The sequence below is a fragment of the Streptomyces sp. WMMC940 genome (genome assembly GCF_027460265.1).
Lineage (GTDB): Bacteria > Actinomycetota > Actinomycetes > Streptomycetales > Streptomycetaceae > Streptomyces.
In genome coordinates this window covers 3,943,706-3,962,354 of record NZ_JAPZBC010000001.1, presented here as the reverse complement: position 1 = coordinate 3,962,354, position 18,649 = coordinate 3,943,706, and the positions used below count along the sequence as shown (strand labels likewise).

Genomic DNA, 18,649 nt, shown 5'->3' with positions numbered 1-18,649 from the left:
TCGGCCAGCACCGGTGCATGAGTGGCCCTTTACCGATGGATGGCGGTCGACTAATCGGGGCGACCGTCTCCGCCTCCACCGGATATCGATGACGGATTCCCCACAGGGACCGGCCTGTCCCCCACGCTAACAGCTTCAAGAGTTCAAGTTGAGTGGTCACCTTTCACACCTTCCGGAGATTCCTTGATTGTTCCGCCAGAGTAGGCCCGTCCATGTTCCGCAAGGTATTCCTGGTGTTCGGGAGGCAGTCGATCGTACGCGGCGAGTCGGTCAAGCCACTGTTGAAATGCGGGGTCATCCTGCCCGCGCGTCTCCTTGTACGCCAAAAGCAAGTTGTAGACGTATGCTGGCTCTCCGTCAAATTTACTGAAGGCTCGCGACGTGTATTCGATAACAGTATCGAAATCCTTGCAAACCCATGCCAGCATGCCAACGATGTTATACATTCTTGCGAGTTCCTCAGAATGTTCACCATCGTCAGGGAGTCGCGAGATTAGCCTCCTGACGTAGGTGACACCTTCTCGCGCGCGACCATAATTTGCGAAAAAGCCCCGAAGACCAGCCAATGCGGCAGCGAATGCAGCCCAGCCTTGGTCATCGAGCTCACCAGCATCGGCGCGATCCACTAATGTGTTAATCTCGCTTTCCATGCGGGGAAAGGCCTCTTCGTGGCCAGCGGCAAGCAGAAGGCCGACGGCCGCTAGATATTCTTTCGAGTCACCCGCCCGCTTGAGTCGGTCCAACTGCGCCGTCGCGCCAACGAGGTCGCCCGCTCGCATACAGGTATACCAAGCTTCTCGGGGCGACATGACCAGCAGGTCCAAATTGTCCCTGGAGTGTTCTGAGGCAGAGAATCGACTACGAGCCGAAGTTAGCGTATCGAGTTTCCGCTCGATTCTCTGAAGGCTCTGCGCGACCGTGGACATGGACGCCCCCGTAGACCTCTGATCAACCTCCCCACTCGCAATAGCGTCAATGAATGCACGAAGCGCAGTCTGAGATGCTAGAACGGCCCGCGGGTTACTTAGATCGTAGGTCAGCGTGCGAATTCCGGCGACATCGAAAGGGAGTCTCTCTTCCCAATTCTTCGACACCATTTGAATGAACGGCCGACCAGTCTCATGCCTGCGACCGCACTCGTAGAATACATTCGCATTATGGCCAGTCAGATCGATGATGCAAAGCTCCGCCTCCTGGACAAGGCGAACAATGTCCGTCGTAATGGCAGTCGGTGTCGCCATCCGATCGGCGCGTACCACTCTGAAGCGATAGCTGGAAAATACCGGTTCAAGAAGCAACTCTAGGAAGTCATCCGCAGCCATCCGCACGTCGGAGTCTTCGCCCCCAATGGGAGAAATCACGAAGCATGTCGGCATCTCTTGAGACTGCTCAGTCATGCGGTTGACTTTACCTAGGGTGCGTTAGCCTGGCCGTCCTTCTCGCTATCTGATCGACTCGTATCATTTTGAAACGATACCTGACCGATACTGGCTCAAGAAGCGACTCTACTGATCTTTTTGTAAGTTCGGTGGGTGTGGTGGCTGTGTGGGTGGGAGGTTGCCGGGGTGGCATATCAACCTCCCCCTTCGGTTGCCGGCTCCTCCCTTCCTCCTTTGTCGCGGCCTCAGTTGGCGGAGGCGCGTCGTGTTCGGGCAGTCGAGTTGTTCGAGGGCGGCGTCTCGAATGCGGAGATCGCGAGGGCGGTGGGGGTGTGTGCCGAGAGTGTGCGGCGTTGGCGGCGGGTGTGGGAGCAAGATGGTGCTTCGGGCCTGCGGAGGCGGGCAGCCACCGGACGCCCACCCAAGCTGGACGACACCAAGGTCGAGATGGTCCGGGCCGCGTTGGAGCAGGGCGCCGCCGGTCAGATCCCCCATAGCACTCCACCGCAGGTAAGTGACGTACCTGCCAACGGAAAACTCAGACTTCCCAAGCTGATGGCTCAGGTGGCGTGCACACAGACTGGCCGCCGCGGCTTCTCTGGCTGACGGTCAGCAGCGTGGCTGAGGCCGGTGGGGGTGCAGCGAGGCACACGCGCGCCTGATCGGTCGGCGAACCCGCCATCGTGGCGGACTGTCGTCGGCTGAGGCACAAGCACCCTGATTCCCAGCCGTGTTCAAGGCGAAGGCGTGAAGCCGGCGGACTGATCCAAGTGGGAGGTGGAACCCGGAGCCGTCGGAATCCAACCCGAGCGCAGGGCAACCCGAACGGCTACGGCCACACCGGACGGAAGTACAGGCTCAGCCTCACGACGTGCCTTGGCACACCGGCCAGGCTTTCCACGGCACCCCGCGCCCCGGCGCAGATCTTCCGCGAAGTCGATCTCGCGAGGGCTCGCGCATCCGCCCGCAGGTCAGCCCTCGTACTCCATGACACTCAGGTAGAGGTCGGTAGACGGGACCGAACGGGCCCAGGCCACGACAGCCGGGGCCGGGCTTCGGCCGAGTGGTGATCTCGCAGACCACGTTGGTGTCGAGCAGATAGATCACTCGCCGCATCGTCGTAGGAACGCTGTCCGAACTCCAGGCCCTCGAATGGGGCCGACTCAAGCCGAGCAAGAAATCCGTCACTGCCGAGGGTGGCCCAGCGGTGAAGCATCTCCGGAAGGGCGTCGACGTCGGTGTCGGCGAGTTCGGAGTCGAAGTGACCGAGCTGTCGCTCGGGCAAGGACTCCCGGATCTCCCGAATCGTCCGGAGCTGATACGGATCTTCAGGTCGACGGGGCGGCAGTGGGAGGTTCGGGGCAGTACTCATGAGCGACTCCTCCACGAAGCGGTCCGCGGGCCCATACCTGAGGACAAGCCTAGGCTGGTCGGCCGCCCCGCAAGCTGGATCCCGCCGAACCCAGGCTGCCTGGTCTCAGTTCCGGTCTCATTCGCCCCCGTCCGGAGCTGTCCGGACGGGGCCGACTCAACCGCTCCGCCGCAGGTCAGGACACCCACGACCCCAGCCGTACGGGTGTACGAACATTTGGAAAGCGTGTTGGGGGCAACCCCTCACGAGTTCGAATCTCGTATCCTCCGCCAGTGCCTGAACAGGCACGACGAGAAGCCGAGCCGCAGATCGCGGCTCGGCTTCTCGTCGTGCTCTGGTTGCCTTTGCATGCACCCAATTCAGGTTTTCCGGATGATCGGGTAGCCCCGCTCCCGCCGCCTCGCGGTTGCCGGCGCCCACCAACGAAGGAGTCCTGTCCCGTACGGCATCTGCGGATCGCAGGCGTACGACATCCTTGAGTCCCCGCGGCGGGTCTCCCCGCTGCCATGGACCAGATCTCGCGAGGTGCCCCGGCATGAAGTCCCGATCTACGCTGGCGACTTGGCTGGGCAGCCTCGCCGGCTCTCGTCTGGCACGCGTGCTCGAGACGCGGAGGGACGCGGCGGCCACTCCGGAGCCGCGCTCGATAGGGGAACTCGCCGACCGTCTTCAGCGTCCGGGATCGGTGGCGCTTGCCCTGCCGCGGCTCGCACTGCCGCATCTCCAGGCTGCCGAAGCGCTGGCGGCGCTGCGTGCGCCCGCGTCGCGCGATGCCCTGGCGAAGCTGCTGGGAGCGGCCGACGACGACACCATCCACGAACTGGAGGCCGTACTGGAGGCCCTGGCCGATCATGCTCTGGTCTGGCCGGACGGCGCGGGGAAGCTCCGCATGGCCGGGCCGCTGCGGAAGGCGTGGGACGCGCCCCTGGGTCTGGATGCCCAGCTGGAGGAACTACTCGTCGGCTCGACCTCGGACGAGCTGCGCGGAATGCTGGCTGCACTGGGCGTCAAGCCGCCGAGCAGCAAGTCGCAGCGGCTGGCCGCGCTGGTGGAACACCACAGCGACCCGGAACGGATCCTCTCCGTGGTCGCCGAGGCCCCTGCGGCGACTCGGAAGCTGCTCGAAGGCCGAGCGGGGGCCGGGCCCGCGAGGCCCGCGCGGTTCGTCATGTTCGGGAGTCCGGGCCCCGATCCCGAACCGGGCGCTCGATGGGCACTGGAACGGGGGTTGCTGGTCCAGGACCGTCACCGGTACGGCCCGGCCCGTATGGCCGCCGAGGTGGCGCTCGCGCTGCGGGGGCCCGGCTGGCACGCCCCGTTCCAGCCCGTGCCGCCTTCCGTGGGCTTGGCGCCCGTTGCCCCGAAGGATGTCGACCACGAGGCGTCGGCCGCCGCCTCGGCGTTCACCGCCGGGGCCACCTCGGTCCTGTCCGCCTGCTCGGCGACCGCACCGGCCCGGCTGAAGTCCGGCGGGATCGGTGCGCGTGAACTGGCACGGATCGGCAAGGCCGCCCAGGCCGACGACGCCGTCGTACGCCTCACCCTGGAGGTCGCGTACGCCGCCGGCCTGCTGGCCCGCGACGGCGATCGCGTGGCACCCACCGAGGCATACGACGCCTGGGCGGCACAGGAACCCCCGGAGCAGTTCGCCGTACTGCTCCAGGCATGGCGGAACCTGCCGCTCACCCCCACCCAGGCGCGCGACGAGGACGACAAAGCGCTCCCCGCCCTCGCCGCCGCACCGCCGTGCAACGGCTGTGTGCAGGCCCGCCACGGCCTGCTGGCCGCAGCCGAGCGGCTCCCGGCAGGGCAGGGCGTGCAGGGCGCGTCGGATCTGGGGCTGCTGATCGCCTGGTACCGCCCCTTCGCCGACTCGTCGCCGGACGGAGCGCCGTTCGCCGCCGTGATCCGTGAGGCCGAACTCCTCGGCGTGCTCGCACGCGGTGCTCTGTCCGCCATCGGCATCCACCTGCGGACCGGCGACACAGAGAGGCTGGGCATCGAGTGTCGGCGGCTGCTGCCCTCGGCCACCGCGACGGCCCGGATCGGCGCCGACCTCACCGCCGTCGTCACCGGCACCCCGTCCACGCAGCTGGCCTCGCTGCTGGAGTCCGTCGCCGACCGGGAGACCAGCGGCACAGCATCGGTGTGGCGGTTCAGCGCCGGCAGCATCCGCCGGGCCCTGGACGCCGGGCGCACCCCCGAGGACATCACTGCCGACCTGGAGGCCGTCGCCACCGGGCCGCTGCCACAGCCGCTGTCATACCTGATCGCCGACACCGCACGAGCCCATGGGCGTGTACGAGTCGCCCTCGCCGCCTGCGTCCTCCACGGCGACGAGCCCGCCCTCCTGGCCGAACTCGCCGCCCACCGCAGGCTCGCGCGGCTCGGACTACGACAGTTGGCGCCGACGGTGCTGATCAGCCGCAGCCCGCTCGACACGACCCTCGCCGCACTCCGGGCCGAGGGATACGCCCCCGTCGCCGAGACCGCCGAAGGCACAGTGCGCATCGAAAAGGCCCAACCTCGCAGGGCCGCCGCTGCCGTTCCGGCTCCGCGCGGCTCCGGGGCGAGGGGTGGCGGCCGGACCGCTGCCACGAGCACGGCGAAGGAATCCGCCACCCTCGACCCGAGCACGTTGGCGACCCGGCTGCTGGCCGCCCCGGCCACGACTCCCGAACCGGCACCACACGAGGGCGGGGGGCCCTTCGCCACTGACACGGAGGAGATCGTCGCGGGATGGGCGAAGCGCCTGCCGTACAGCGATATCCGCCAGCTCGCCCACGCCATCGACGCCGGTCGGGCCATCACCGTCGAGTACGTCGCCACCTCGGGCAACCGCACCGTGCGCACCCTCAGCCGCCTGGGCCTCGATCCGCCCTACCTCGAAGCCTGGTGCCACCTTCGGGACGCCGAGCGCGTTTTCACCCTCTCCCGCATCCACAGTGTCATGAGCGTCACGCCTGACTGAGCAGAAATGGTATCGGCAGCAATAGTAACTCTGCCGATACCATTGCTCGCGGGAGGCTTGTATGCGGCGTTTCATCGGACGGGACCGCGAGCTGACCGTGCTCGGCAGTGCCCTGCGGTCGGTCCACGGTGCCGTCGGCTCGGCGAAGCCGGGGCAGTGCATCCTCGTCCGTGGGCGCCGGCGGGTCGGCAAGTCCGGCCTCGTCGAAGAATTCCTCCGCCGCACCGAGGTGCCGTACCTGTTCTTCACAGCGGCGGGCGGCACGGCGGAGGACGAGCTGGTGGAGTTGCTCGACGCCGTCGCCAGATCCACCCTGCCGGAGCGGGAACTGTTCTCGGAGGAGACTCCAGAGCAGTGGAATGCGGCGTTCAGGCTGCTCGCGGAGATCCTTCCCGACGACAGTCCGAGCGTGGTCGTCATGGACGAGATTCCGTACCTGATGGACCGCATCGACGCCTTCGAGGGCATGCTCCAACGGGCGTGGGACCGTCTGCTGAGCCGCAAACCCGTACTTCTTCTCCTGGTCGGCTCCGACCTGTCGATGATGGAGGCGCTGAACAGCTACGACCGCCCCTTCCACCAGCGGGGCCGGGAAATGGTCGTGGGGCCGCTGAGCCCGGCCGACATCGGCGAGGTGCTCGGTCTTGAGCCGGCCGCCGCCTTCGACGCCGCCCTGATCACGGGCGGTCTTCCGCTGATCTGTGCGGAGTGGCGGCCCGGAGCCGACGTCTGGGAGTTCCTCCGCCACTCGCTGGACGACCCGATCTCGGCGCTACTGGTCTCCGCCGAGCGGTCACTGGCCGCGGAGTTTCCACCGCAGACGATGAGCAGGGAAGTCCTACGGGCCATCGGAAGTGGGGAGAGAACCTTCACCAACATCGCACGTGCGGCGGGCGGCATCTCTCACACCACTCTCACCCGAGCCACTGGTGTCCTGACCGAGAAACGGGTGGTGGCGGCCGAACTGCCCCTCTCGCTGAGATCATCCAAGGAGCGCCGCTACCGCGTGGCCGATCCCCACCTCCGGTTCTGGCTCGCGTTCCTGGACCCGCACATGGCAGAGATCGAGCGGATGCGGGGGGATCTCACGCTGAGCCGGATCAAGGAGCAGTGGACGAGCTGGCGGGGGCGCGCGGTCGAACCCCTCGTCCGGGAATCCCTCGCCCGCCTCCTGCCGGACGAGCTCCTGCCCGCCGCCCCGGCGATCGGCGGTTACTGGACCCGCAGCAACGACGTCGAAATCGACCTGGTGGGCGCAGACCGGCAGCCAGTGGCCAAGGAACTGCTCTTCCTCGGTTCGGTCAAATGGCTGGAGAACTCCGCGTTCGACAGCCACGACCTGGCCGCGCTGCAGAAGCACCGGGCCGCGATCACCGACGAGCCCACGCCGCTCGTGGCGGTCTCGCGCAACGGGACCACCTGTTCCGGGCTCCAGGCGGCGTACGGACCCGAAGAGTTGCTCAGCGCCTGGCGCAGGACATGACCAGGGCTTGACTCCTGTAGTTGCAGTTCTGGTTGCATTCACCCCCGTCCTGACCCGTCCGGAGACCAGGGCACACCCGAAAGCCCCGGCCGCTGAGCGGTCAAGGGCCTTCGTTTCGCCTGTTCAGGCGGCTGCGGAGGAGTGCGGGTCGGCCTTGCCCTTCATGGGTCGGCTGATGTCAGGCAACGCGCCCTCTGCGCGGCCGGGCGGGACTGGAACTCGTACGCCGCCTCGACCACCGTCTCACCGCCGAGTTCTGGAACATCACGGATCCCCGGCTTGCACTGCAGGTCAACTCGATCGTCGGCGGTACTCCCGCCTATCGGCGTGAGTTCGCCCGAGGCGACAGTCCAGCCGGGCCGGAGGACTTCGACGACCGGGTCGTACGTACGGTCCTCAACCCGAGGCACCCCTCTCCCCCAAGGCTCGCTACCTGCTGCCCGAGGAACCAGACCTGCGTGACACCGCCCTGTACCTGTCCGTCCTGGCGGCTGTGGCCGACAGCAACGCCACGCGTGGAGGCATGGCCGGGTATCTGGAGCGCAGGGCCACCGACATCGCACACCCCCATCAGCGTCCTCGAGGACGCCGGTCTCCTGTACCGGGACGCCGACGTCTTCCGTGACAACCGCCCCACCCACCGCATCGCCGAACCACTGATCGGCTGCTACCACGCCATCATGCGCCCGGTATGGGACCAGTTGGAGCGCCCCGGCAGCGCTGCCCGGGTCTGGCAGGCCGGCCGCCGCCGCGAGGAGGGGTCAGTCGGCACCGCGGGTCTTGGCCAGCCACTCCGGTGCGGGTTCGGCGTCGTCGCCGTACTCGTCGTGCCAGTTCCACCATTCGTACGGCGGGGTCTGGGGATAGCCCTCGGGCGAGTCCTCCCACGTCTCCTGCCGCCCGAGAGCGGTCATGTCGAGGTAGCTCCAGGTGCTCCCCAGCGCCTCGTCGCCGCGGTTGTTGATGAAGTAGGTGCGGAACACGCTGTCGCCGTCGCGGATGAAAGCGTTCGTGCCGTGCCACTCGTCCACCCCGAAGTCGGCGTCGAAGTCACCGGCGATCGTGTACCAGGGCATCGTCCAACCCATCCGAGCCTTCACCCGCTCGATGTCCGGCTGCGGCGCACGCGAGACGAAGACGAGAGTCGTGTCGCGAGCGTTCAGATGGGCGAGGTCGCCGACGTGGTCGGCCACCATGGAGCAGCCGCGGCAGGCGTGGGCGGGCCAGCCGAAGACACCGGGCTCGAAGAAGGCGCGGTACACGATCAGCTGCCGGCGACCCTCGAACAGGTCTGGCAGGCTCGCCTTGCCCTCGGGACCCTCGAACGCGTAGTCCTTCGTCACCGCCAGCCAGGGCATCCGGCGCCGCTTGGCGGCGAGTTCGTCACGAGCGCGGGTCAACCGCTTCTCCTCGACGAGCAATTCCTGCCGCGCGGACTCCCACTCCTGCGGGGAGACCATCGGGGGTTTCTCCATGGCGACGTCCACCTTCCAGTTGGGTCCCGGACCGCTCGGGGTGGGCACCGGGGTGCGGACGGATGCCGCCGCCGCCCCGCCGCCCCGCCGCGCCTTGCTCCTTCCTCCAGGGTCGGTCGCCGGCGCCGAGGGCGCACGCCGATGCACAAGATGCGAACGTGTGAACGACATGGGCGCGCACAATCCGCGCATCGACGGGCGACGGGCGACGGGCGACGGCAATCCTCCCGAGCCCTGGGACCGCGGGCTCGGGAGCACGGCGCTACGAGTGCTGCGGCTCCTGCTGAGGCTGTTCCTCGGCGGGCTGCTGTGGTTGCTCCTGCTGGTCGGGCTGCTTCGGCTGCTCCGCCGGGGGTGACTCGGGGAGCTGCTGCTCCGACTGTTCCGGCTGCTGCGGCTCGGCCGGCTCCTCGGGTGCGGGGGGCTGTGGCTGCTCGGGCGGGACCGGCTGGTCCTGCTCCTGCGGAGGCTGCTCCCGTTCCGTCTCGGGCGCCACCGGCTTCTCCGGCTGATCCGGCGATGGCGGCTCTTCCGAGTCCGGTGCCACGGGCTGCTCCTTCTTCTTTTCATCCTTCTTCCGTTCCTCGTCCTTCTTCTCCTCCTCGTCCGACGGCTTGCCCGTCTCCTCGCCCTTCTTCCGTTCCTCGTCCTTCTTCTCCTCCTCGTCCGACGGCTTGCCCGTCTCCTCGCCCTTCTTCCGTTCCTCGTCCTTCTTCTCCTCCTCGTCCGACGGCTTGCCCGTCTCCTCGTCCTTGCGCGACGGCTCATCGTCCTTCTGCTGATCGTCTTCCTTTTCCTTCTTCTCGTCCTTGCCCTTCTCCTTGTCCTCGTCCGTCCCGCCGTCCTGCGTACCCTTGTCCTCCCCTTCGGGCTCGCCCTCCGGGAACACGTCCGAGGAGTCCTCGGAAGGCTCGGGCAGGACCGGGTACGCCGCGTCCGGCGGCTGACCCTTCGGAGCGGGAATCCGGTGGTCGCTCCGGCCCTGGGCGTCGCCGTTCGGGCGCTCGAACCACGCCTTGGCATCCGGGTCGAACATCGTGACGGCCTTCATCGGCTTGGGCGCCGGAACGACCGCGACGATGGTGGACGAGCGGAAGGAGGCCCACTTTTCGCCCGAGTACTCCTGCTCGCCCTGGACCGCGACGGCAGGGGCCAGCGGGTTGCCGCACGCACAACGCACGCGCGGGACGCCGCGGTCGTCGACGAGCACTGCCGTGCCGGCCTGAAGGACCGCCTGGTACTCGGTGGCCCTGCCGTCCCGGTATCCGTGATTGGTGACCCGGGTGTCCCAGGTCAGCCGAACCGGCGTCAGCGACCGCAGATAGGCGGGCACTTCGGCCTTCGGGATACGCAGGGCGCCGGCGAAGGCGCTGCCCTTGCTCTCGTTCTCCACGAGATACGCGATCTGTTTCTCCACATCGCAGCTCGCGACGTTCTGCGTACCTCCGTACAGACCGGGATGCGCGCCGCTGACGGCGACGGTGCGGGAGCCGATCCTCGACGTGTTCGGACCGGAAGGGGCCTCGGCGTCCCTGGTGTCCGTGGCGACGGACGGGGTGAACGGGTCACGGCCGGCCGCCGAGGCGGTCTGCAGGAAGATCTCTCCACCCGGCCGGGATCCCCCTCCCATGATGGAGAACGCGAGGATCACCGCCAACGCCACCACGACGGCCGTGCCGGCACTCACCAGTGTGAGCCGACTCCGCCGCCAGAACGGCGGCTTTCCATGGCCCGGGTCCGGCTCGCCGGGTCCGCCCGCCGGGGGCGGCTCCTGCGGAGGATCGGGCGGTGGAGGGGGTCCGGGCGGGGGCGAGGGCTGTTCCCGCTCGTCGGAGGACCGGCCGGTCAGCGGACCGGACGGGGGGCCCGTGGGGCGGGTGGGGCGCTCGGACGGAGGAAGCTCTGACGTCACGGCACTCTCCCCAGAATCGGGGACGTCGGGGAAATGATGGTGGACCTCATTTGCCCTCCCTATCGTCATTATGGGCTTCTGGTCCGGGAATTGTGGATCTTGGAGAGTTCCCGCTGCGCCCCGCCGTCCGGCAGTGCGCAGCGGCGCCTTCGATGTGGAAGGGCGGCGTTCTCCGCCGACCCCGATCCCAGGAAAGCCCGGTCGTCGCATGCGCGTCATGCCGCTGCATTTCGGGACTTGACAGGTCGGTGCGCCCGAGTAATGCGTGTGCACATGTCCTCGGCCTCCGCCCTGAACGGGGCGGAGGCCGAGGACGAGGTCGAGAAGGGAATGGAAGGGAGACGGGGACGGGGAGGGGGAGGGAAACGGCGGGATGTCGCGTCACATCGTGATCACGACCTTGCCGCGCGCCCCGCTCTCCCTGAGGTACCGGATGGCTTCGGGCAGCTCACTCAGCCGATAGGTCCTGTCGAAGACCGGAGTGACGCTGCCGGCCTCGATCAGCTCCTTCAGCGATTCCAGGTCCTCGACCCGCTCCGCCGAGAACAGCCCGCACAGCCGCTGCCGTACGAACGGGGACAGCAGCATCGCCCGCAGCACCCGGTCGGTGCCGCCGAGCCAGCGTCCCCCGCCCCCTGCTCGACCGTGAGATTGGGGGCTGCCGTGCCTCCTGCGCCTCATGGGCTACGGCCTGCGCGCGCCCAAGGTTCCCGTCCGCGGCCGGGAGGTGGTGGGCGGGGTGGAGGCGGTCGGTGCCGGCGTGACCCGCTACGCCCGCGTCCACGCCGGCTGCGCGTACTCGTACGAGCACCTCACCGTCCCCCGCCACGGGCTCGGGGACGTCCCTCAGCTCCGGTACGGCGGCGGAGCCGTACGTGTCGTGTGCGACGGCCTTCATGCGGTTCCCCCTCCACTCCCGCTGGCCGGTTCGCCGGCCGGGTACTGGAAGACCTGTTCGAGCGGAACTCCGAAGACGCGGGAGATCCGGAACGCCATTTCGAGCGAGGGCGAGTAGCGGCCCCTCTCGATGGCGATGACGGTCTGCCGGGTCACCCCGATCCGGTCGGCCAGCTCCGCCTGGGTCATTTCTCCGTGCGCGAAGCGGAGGGAGCGGATCGAGTTCGTGACCCGGGTCGGTTTCACCACGGCTGGAAGCCCCACCGGTAGGCACTGATCCTCGCCACGGAGCCGAGGACCGCGGACAGGACGAGGGCCAGGCAGACGGTGTTGGCGATCCAGAAGTGGTCCGCCTCGGCCATGGCCAGGACGAGGGCGGCGACCCCGCCCAGGACGACGAGCAACTGGCCGGTGGGCTCGCCGAACCGGGCGATCTCCCGGTCGCGCTCGTCCTTCGGGCTGGCCTCCCCGGGCGAGGCCAGCGCGATCGCGATGTGGAGCGCGATGGTCACCGCGATGGCCGTGCCCACGCTCCAGAGCAGCGCGGACGCGTAGGGCGCCTCGGCGAGCGCGACCCCGACGGCCCGTCCGAGAACCACGGCGAGGTAGGTCGCACATGCGGCGATCGCGACCATCCCCATGGTCCAGGCACGTTTCTCCTCGAAGGCCATGGCCTCTCCCTGTAAAAGAAACTCGACATGGCGAAAGTGAAGCCGTCCCCACATCAAGTGAAACATTCTTTACATCCAGTCGACGGACCGATCGCCGCGACCGGCCCGCCGACCCACCCGCCGCCACCACCATCCACCGATGCCAGTACCGGCCGCACCGAGCACACCGACCCCGCACCCGTCCCCGCTCGGATCGTCGCGGTTCCATGAACTCTCCGGTCATTCCGTGACATCCGTCACGCCGGATCCGGCACTAGGACGGCCGAATAGTAGAAAGCCGGGGGCTGGACAAATGAGACTTGTCCGCTTTGAGAGAGACATGTCCCGCGGTCGTCGTGGGGGTATTCGACCGGCTCGCCGGTTCCGCCCGTTTGTGGGAAGGCCAGGGGTTTCTGACGGGTCAGCAGAAGTGCGGGCCCGGTCCGGAATCAGGGCCAGCACGCCCGGGGGCCCATTTCAAGAGGCACCCCGCCCTACGAGCCGAGGTAGTAACGACGCTCATTGCTCCCGCCGCGCGGCGCTTCTAAGAATGGCGGCCCGCAAAGGCGTCTCCGCAGCTCAGCACAGGACCAGTGCCGGGTCGACCGTTCCCCGGGGGCGCTCCGCGAAAACCGAGTGAGGTCATGCATGAGGAAGCACCGCAGGAAGACGCACTACCGGAAGATAACGATCGCCGCCGTCGCCCTGGGCGCCGTGGCTGTGCCTTCCGTCGCCATGGCCTGTATGGACCAGCCGGACGGTCAGAACCGCCAGGCAAGCCGTGACAGCCGGTCCTGGGGGGACTGGAAGAACGCCTCGTCCGGGAATCCCTGGCAGCAGGGCGGCTGGGACTGGAAGAAGAAGCGCGGCGGTGAGCCCGGCGACGCCGAGCAGCCCGGTTCGGAGCCGGGTGCGGCCGAGCCCGGTGGTCCCGCCCCTGCCGAGCCGGCACCGCAGACCCCCGCACCCGCCGAGCCCGCGGCACCGAAGCCCGCCGAGCCCGCCGCCCCCAAGCCCACCGCCCCCAAGCCCTCCGCCTCCCCGAGCACGCCGCCGTCCTCCGCTCCCGCCTCCGGCGCCGTGGCGCGCGTCGTGCAGCTCGTCAACAGCGAGCGCAGCAAGGCCGGATGCTCCCCGGTGAAGGTCAACGCGCAGCTGACCAAGGCCGCCCAGGACCACAGCAAGGACATGGCCGCTCACCGCAACATGTCCCACACGGGCTCCGACGGCTCCGACCCGGGCGCCCGGATCACCCGTGCCGGGTACAACTGGAGCACGTACGGCGAGAACGTCGCCTACGGCTACGAGACCCCCGAGAAGGTCATGGCGGGCTGGATGTCCAGCCCGGGCCACAAGAAGAACATCCTGAACTGCGAGTTCAAGGAGATCGGCGTCGGCCTCGCACAGCCCGGGAACTACTGGACCCAGGACTTCGGCACCGCCCGCTGACCATGACCGCGGCCGTTCGCCGCCCACGCGAACGGACCCCCACCGCGGCCTGCGAAAGGGCCCCGACCGTCTCGGTCGGGGCCTTCGCCGTGCCCGGCCACCGGCCGGCGGAGGGCGGTCGCCGCGGGAAGTCCTGCCGGACCTCTGGCCTTTCATGTGACCCACCAGTACCTTACCGGCGGTAATCCCCTGTCTCCCTCCTGTCCCACACCCCAGGAGCGCGCCGTGAAGACAGCACTTCCCCCGACCCTGACCGGTGTCGCCGTCGCCGTCGCCCTCGCGGTCACCGCCGCCCACGCCCCGGCATCCGCGGCTCCGGTGCCGACCGCGGCGACCGGCGCCTCCGGCACCGGCGCCCTGCGCGAGGTGCTGTTCGTAGGCAACAACTGGGACGGCACCGCCGATGTCCTCGAACCCTCCGGTTCCCTCGCCAGGATCGGCCGGATCAACGTGATCCCGGACAAGGACCGGCGGATGCTGGAGATCTACCTCAACCCGGTGAAGCTCGCGTACTTCCTCGGCATCCGGATGTCCGTGGGCGAGGGGCACGACCAGTTCGTCGACGACATGTACTCGACACCGGACGGATCGGCGGTCGTGGTGTCCCGCCCGAGCTTCGCCGACGTCGTCTCCGTCGACGTGGCCACCGGCAAACTCAACTGGCGCTTCCCGGTGTCGGGTTACCGCTCCGACCACATGGCCGTCTCCCCGGACGGAACCCGTGTCGCGGTCTCCGCGTCGACGTCCAACACGGTGCACGTCCTCGACATCCGGAGCGGCCGGGAGACGGGCTCGTTCACCACCGGGGACAAGCCGCACGAGAACGTCTTCACGGACGGCGGCAAGCGGATCTGGAACAGCGCGATCGGCGAGGTCAACACCGCGTTGGACGACCCCTTCTGGGACTTCACCAAGGGCGACCGCAAGATCACCGTCGTCGACGCGGAGACGTACCGCACGGTGAAGGTCGTCGACATGCGGCAGCGGCTGGACGACTTCGGCCGCAAGGACCTCTCTGACGCGGTCCGGCCCGTGACCTTCACCCCCGACGAGTCGAAGCTCTACTTCCAGGTGTCGTTCTTCAACGGCTTCCTGGAGTACGACGTCGCCACCGACCGCATCACTCGCGAGAAGACCCTCCCGAAGAATCCGGCGACGAGCGAGGACCGCACGACCTGGGTCAACGACTCCCGCCACCACGGGATCTCGATGAGCCCCGCGGGCGACAAGATCTGCGTCGCCGGGACGATGGACGACTACGCCACGGTCGTCGACCGGGCCACCCTCGAGGAGGGTCCGCTGATCACGGCCTCGAAGCCGTACTGGGCCACGGTGAGCGGGGACGGGAAGTCCTGTGTGGTCTCCGAGAGCGGATCGGACTCGGTCACCGCGATCGACTTCGCCACCGGCCGGAAGGTGGCGAGCGTGCCGGTCGGGGACCACCCCCAGCGCGTACGACTCGGCAAGGTGGCGGCGGACTGGACGGGCCCCGCGGCCGCGCGCGGGTAGTCCGCGCCCCGGCCGCCACGGCGCGGTACGGCGGGATCCAGGGCCGCGGCACCGCCGCACCGGGCAAGAGGTGGTGTGGACGGTGCCGGGCCTCACCGTGGCCCGCCACCGCGACCGGCTCCGCGAGCTGCACGAAAGGATCGGGACGGAGGGCCTCTTCGTCGCCCGGACGACACGCTTTCTGATCAAGGCCCGCAAGACCGGCTGACCCCGCCCGCCGCGCACCCCCGCCAGGCCCCCGCGGGGCCCTCGAAGGGCCGCGGCGGAGGTGCGGCACGCTCCCACGGGAGGGATCATCGGGGGATGAGTCCCGAGATCCATCTCGCCCAGCAGCCCGAGGCCGACGAGCTGCTCGGGCGCAGCCCGCTCGCCCTCATGATCGGCATGTTGCTGGACCAGCAGGTCCCGATGGAATGGGCCTTCACGGGCCCCTTCACGATCGCCGAGCGCCTCGGAAAGGACGATCTCGACGCCCATGACATCGCCGCCCAGGACCCCGAGGCGTTCGCCGCGCTGCTGTCGCGGAAGCCCGCGGTACACCGCTATCCGGGGTCGATGGCGAAGCGGATCCACCAGCTGTGCCAGTACCTGGTGGACGAGTACGACGGCGACCCGACGGCGCTGTGGAAGGACGCTCCCCCGGGCAAGGAGGTGCTCGGCCGGCTGCTCGCCCTGCCCGGCTTCGGCAAGCAGAAAGCCCAGATCTTCCTCGCCCTGCTGGGCAAGCAGTACGGGGTGGCGCCGGAGGGCTGGCGGGAGGCCGCGGGACCGTACGGCGAGGAGCGTGCCTACCGCTCGGCCGCGGACATCACCGGTCCGGAGTCGCTGGCCAAGGTCCGTGCGCACAAGCAGGAGCTGAAGCGCGCGGCGAAGGCGGCCAAATGACTCATAAGTACGCCCGAAGACGTACTAGTTGATGTCAATGTCGCTAAATAACGCGTGAGTTGCGGCACATGTGTTCACAGAACACTCAGAGATCGCTAGCTTCCCCTCAACCTCGTTCGCACCGGGAAGGACCTCTGTGAACGCAACCCATCGCAGAGCAGTGGCCACCGTGGCCGCAGCCGCACTTGCGACCCCGCTCCTGCTGGCATCCGCCTCGCCCGCAACCGCTCACCGGCACGACCCCGCCGAGAGAGCGGCGAAGGAAGCGGCCAAGCTCTCCAAGAAGCTGGTCCACAAGTCGTCCGCCAAGGACGCTTTCAAGCACCTGCAGAAGTTCCAGCAGATAGCCGACAGCACCGGCGGTCACCGCGCCGCCGGTTCGCTGGGTTACGACGCCTCCGCCGCGTACGTCTACCAGCAGCTGAAGAAGGCCGGGTACGACGTCTCGTACCAGAACTTCGACTTCATCTACACCGAGACCCAGGCCGAGAGGCTGTCGGTGGTCTCCCCCGCGCCGCGCGACATCGCGATATCGGCGATGACGTACACCAAGTCGACCCCCGTGGGCGGCGTGAAGGCCGATCTGGCCGCCGTCCCCGTCGACGCCGACGGCACCACGGGCTGCGAGCCCGCTGACTTCGCCTCCGGGACCTTCACCGGCAAGGTGGCGCTGATCAAGCGCGGCGGCTGCACCTTCGCCGCCAAGCAGGAGAACGCGGCCGCCGCCGGCGCGATCGGCGCGGTCATCTACAACAACACCGAGGGATCCCTCGCCGGCACCCTCGGCGCCCCCGAGTCGGGGAAGATACCGACCGGCGGCATCACCCAGGCCGAGGGCGCCAAGCTCGCCGAGGACCTGGCCAAGGGCCCTGTGAGCATCGACTTCGAGATCCGCCAGCTCCAGGAGAAGCGGACCACTCGCAACGTCATCGCGGAGACGCGGCACGGGAACGCCGCCAACACCGTGATGCTGGGCGCCCACCTCGACTCCGTGACCGCCGGCCCCGGCATCAACGACAACGGCTCCGGCTCGGCCGGACTGCTCGAGGTCGCACTGGAGCTCGCCAAGGCGGAGAAGCGGCCCGCCAACAAGCTGCGGTTCGCCTGGTGGGGCGCCGAGGAGAACGGTCTGCTGGGCTCCGAGCACTACGTCGCGAACCTGAGCGACCTGGGCAAGAAGGAGATCAAGCTCTACCTGAACTTCGACATGATCGCGTCCCCGAACTACGGCCTGTTCGTGTACGACGGCGACAACTCCGACGGCGTCGGCGCACCGGCCGGTCCGGCGGGCTCGGCCCAGCTGGAGCGCGACATCAACGAGTTCATGGACCGCGTGGGCGCGCCCCACGAGGGCACGGACTTCACGGGCCGCTCCGACTACGGCCCGTTCGTCGAGGCCGGCATCCCGTCCGGCGGCACCTTCACCGGCGCCGAGGGCATCAAGTCAGCCGCTCAGGCCGAGAAGTTCGGCGGCACGGCGGGCGTCGCGTACGACGCGTGCTACCACGCCAAGTGCGACGACATCAAGAACGTCAACATGAAGGCGTTCGACGTCAACATCGACGTCATCGCCAACGCCGCCGGCACGTACGCGCACGACCTGAGCTCGCTGCGCAAGCCGGTCGTCACCGTCCCGACGGACGGCGACACGGGCAGCGGCGGCGGTCTGCACGACGGCCACGACCACGAGGTCACCGAGTAGCGGCGGGAGCCGCGCTCCCCGGACCCGTCCCGCACGAACCGCGGGACGGGTTCCTCGCTCCCGACGCCGGCGGCGCTTCCCCGAAGCCCCGCCGGCGTCCGCCCGTCGGGTCCGCCGCCCCGCCGCCCCGCCGCGCCGCCCTACCGTCGACGCCTGCGGGCCGTGCCGGAGAGGGAGCGGGAGATCTCCCGGCCCAGCCGGGTGCCGACCGAACGGGCCAGGGACGTGCACAGACCCCGCGGGGAATCCCTCGGCCTGCCACTCCTGGCCCACCTGCGCGGCTCGCTCCACGAGCTTCTTCCCTCCCCGGCCATGCCGAGGGGATCCGAACGGGCGCCCTGGGCAGGCACCGGCCGTCGTGGAGCCAGGGCACCCGGTTCGCGGTCGGGCCCCTCAAAGGCGTCGCCGGAGGCGATCCCTCGCGCCTCGGCGGAGGGTCGGCCGCCCCGGACGGGCCCGCGGACGAGGTCGGTTGCTCGGGCTCAGTCATGACACGGCCCCCATCTTCCGGGTTTGCGAGGCTTTTGCGGGGTTTTGTTCAGCATCCCACCGGCGCTGCCTGGCTGCGCCGACCGCCGCTTGCCCGGTAGGCTTTCCGTGTGATCTTCAAGCGCATCGGAAACGGGCGGCCGTATCCCGACCACGGCCGGGAAAGCACCCGGCAGTGGGCGGATGTCGCGCCGCGCCCGGTCCGCCTCGATCAGCTCGTGACCACCAAGGGCCAGCTGGACCTCGAGACCCTCCTCGCCGAGGACTCGACCTTCTACGGGGACCTGTTCGCCCATGTCGTGAAGTGGCAGGGTGACCTCTACCTCGAGGACGGGCTGCACCGCGCCGTGCGCGCTGCACTCCAGCAGCGCCAGGTGCTGCACGCCCGGGTGCTCGAACTGGACTGACCCGGACCGCCCGCCGCGGGCGACCCGTTCGGCCCTCCCCGCGCCCCCGTCGGGCGCAGCCTCGCGACC

The 18,649-nt window shown here is 68.7% G+C and carries 15 protein-coding genes and 2 pseudogenes; 11 read left to right on the top strand and 6 right to left on the bottom strand.

The features are described 5' to 3' along the window. Positions 1-143: 143 nt before the first annotated feature. Positions 144-1,397 carry a hypothetical protein gene (locus O7595_RS17400; protein ID WP_269729579.1) on the bottom strand — a complete coding sequence of 418 codons (1,254 nt, stop codon included), beginning with the start codon at positions 1,395-1,397 and terminating at the stop codon, positions 144-146. A gap of 135 nt (positions 1,398-1,532) precedes the next feature. Between O7595_RS17400 and O7595_RS33885 the strand changes: the two genes are divergently transcribed. The 5 genes and pseudogenes from O7595_RS33885 to O7595_RS17385 all read left to right on the top strand — a co-directional run. Further along, positions 1,533-1,985, top strand: coding sequence for a helix-turn-helix domain-containing protein (locus tag O7595_RS33885; protein WP_443071645.1), 453 nt, complete (start codon positions 1,533-1,535; stop codon positions 1,983-1,985). 259 nt (positions 1,986-2,244) lie between these two features. After that, a pseudogene (locus tag O7595_RS33880) lies at positions 2,245-2,370 on the top strand (phosphorothioated DNA-binding restriction endonuclease); the annotation flags it as partial. A gap of 916 nt (positions 2,371-3,286) precedes the next feature. Beyond that, the gene (locus tag O7595_RS17395) at positions 3,287-5,722 is read left to right on the top strand and encodes a helicase C-terminal domain-containing protein (RefSeq protein WP_269729578.1); all 2,436 of its coding nucleotides are present in this window, start codon (positions 3,287-3,289) and stop codon (positions 5,720-5,722) included. 61 nt (positions 5,723-5,783) lie between these two features. Further along, positions 5,784-7,205, top strand: a complete 1,422-nt coding sequence (locus O7595_RS17390; RefSeq protein WP_269729577.1) for an ATP-binding protein — start codon at positions 5,784-5,786, stop codon at positions 7,203-7,205. A 142-nt stretch (positions 7,206-7,347) separates the two neighbouring features. Then, a pseudogene (locus O7595_RS17385) lies at positions 7,348-7,957 on the top strand (AAA family ATPase); the annotation flags it as partial. 9 nt (positions 7,958-7,966) lie between these two features. Here the strand turns inward: O7595_RS17385 and O7595_RS17380 are convergent. The 5 genes from O7595_RS17380 to O7595_RS17350 form a co-directional block, all read right to left on the bottom strand. Next, positions 7,967-8,680 (bottom strand): DUF899 domain-containing protein, encoded by a 714-nt coding sequence (locus tag O7595_RS17380; RefSeq protein WP_269729576.1) that lies wholly within the window; start codon positions 8,678-8,680, stop codon positions 7,967-7,969. A gap of 262 nt (positions 8,681-8,942) precedes the next feature. Then, positions 8,943-10,367, bottom strand: coding sequence for a DUF6777 domain-containing protein (locus O7595_RS17375; RefSeq protein ID WP_269729575.1), 1,425 nt, complete (start codon positions 10,365-10,367; stop codon positions 8,943-8,945). A gap of 606 nt (positions 10,368-10,973) precedes the next feature. After that, entirely contained in the window at positions 10,974-11,273 is a 300-nt protein-coding gene (locus O7595_RS17370; protein ID WP_443071644.1) for a zinc-binding dehydrogenase, read from the bottom strand. Positions 11,274-11,486: 213 nt separating this feature from the next. Further along, on the bottom strand, positions 11,487-11,735 hold the full coding sequence (locus O7595_RS17355; RefSeq protein WP_269732524.1) for a helix-turn-helix transcriptional regulator: 249 nt from the start codon (positions 11,733-11,735) through the stop codon (positions 11,487-11,489). Next, entirely contained in the window at positions 11,732-12,160 is a 429-nt protein-coding gene (locus tag O7595_RS17350; protein WP_269729573.1) for a hypothetical protein, read from the bottom strand. Before O7595_RS17350 ends, O7595_RS17355 begins: the two co-directional genes overlap by 4 nt. Before the next feature lie 627 nt (positions 12,161-12,787). Between O7595_RS17350 and O7595_RS17345 the strand changes: the two genes are divergently transcribed. The 6 genes from O7595_RS17345 to O7595_RS17320 all read left to right on the top strand — a co-directional run bounded on the left by O7595_RS17345 (position 12,788) and on the right by O7595_RS17320 (position 18,580). After that, on the top strand, positions 12,788-13,588 hold the full coding sequence (locus tag O7595_RS17345) for a CAP domain-containing protein (protein ID WP_269729572.1): 801 nt from the start codon (positions 12,788-12,790) through the stop codon (positions 13,586-13,588). A 225-nt stretch (positions 13,589-13,813) separates the two neighbouring features. After that, positions 13,814-15,097, top strand: a complete 1,284-nt coding sequence (locus O7595_RS17340) for a YncE family protein (protein ID WP_269729571.1) — start codon at positions 13,814-13,816, stop codon at positions 15,095-15,097. Between the two features lie 82 nt (positions 15,098-15,179). Next, complete coding sequence (locus O7595_RS17335; RefSeq protein ID WP_443071643.1) at positions 15,180-15,305, top strand: hypothetical protein; 126 nt, start codon at positions 15,180-15,182, stop codon at positions 15,303-15,305. 95 nt (positions 15,306-15,400) lie between these two features. Continuing rightward, complete coding sequence (locus tag O7595_RS17330; protein WP_269729570.1) at positions 15,401-15,982, top strand: HhH-GPD-type base excision DNA repair protein; 582 nt, start codon at positions 15,401-15,403, stop codon at positions 15,980-15,982. Between the two features lie 160 nt (positions 15,983-16,142). Then, positions 16,143-17,684, top strand: coding sequence for a M28 family metallopeptidase (locus tag O7595_RS17325; protein ID WP_269732523.1), 1,542 nt, complete (start codon positions 16,143-16,145; stop codon positions 17,682-17,684). Between the two features lie 599 nt (positions 17,685-18,283). Beyond that, positions 18,284-18,580 carry a type II toxin-antitoxin system VapB family antitoxin gene (locus O7595_RS17320; protein WP_003999914.1) on the top strand — a complete coding sequence of 99 codons (297 nt, stop codon included), beginning with the start codon at positions 18,284-18,286 and terminating at the stop codon, positions 18,578-18,580. Positions 18,581-18,649: the final 69 nt, after the last annotated feature.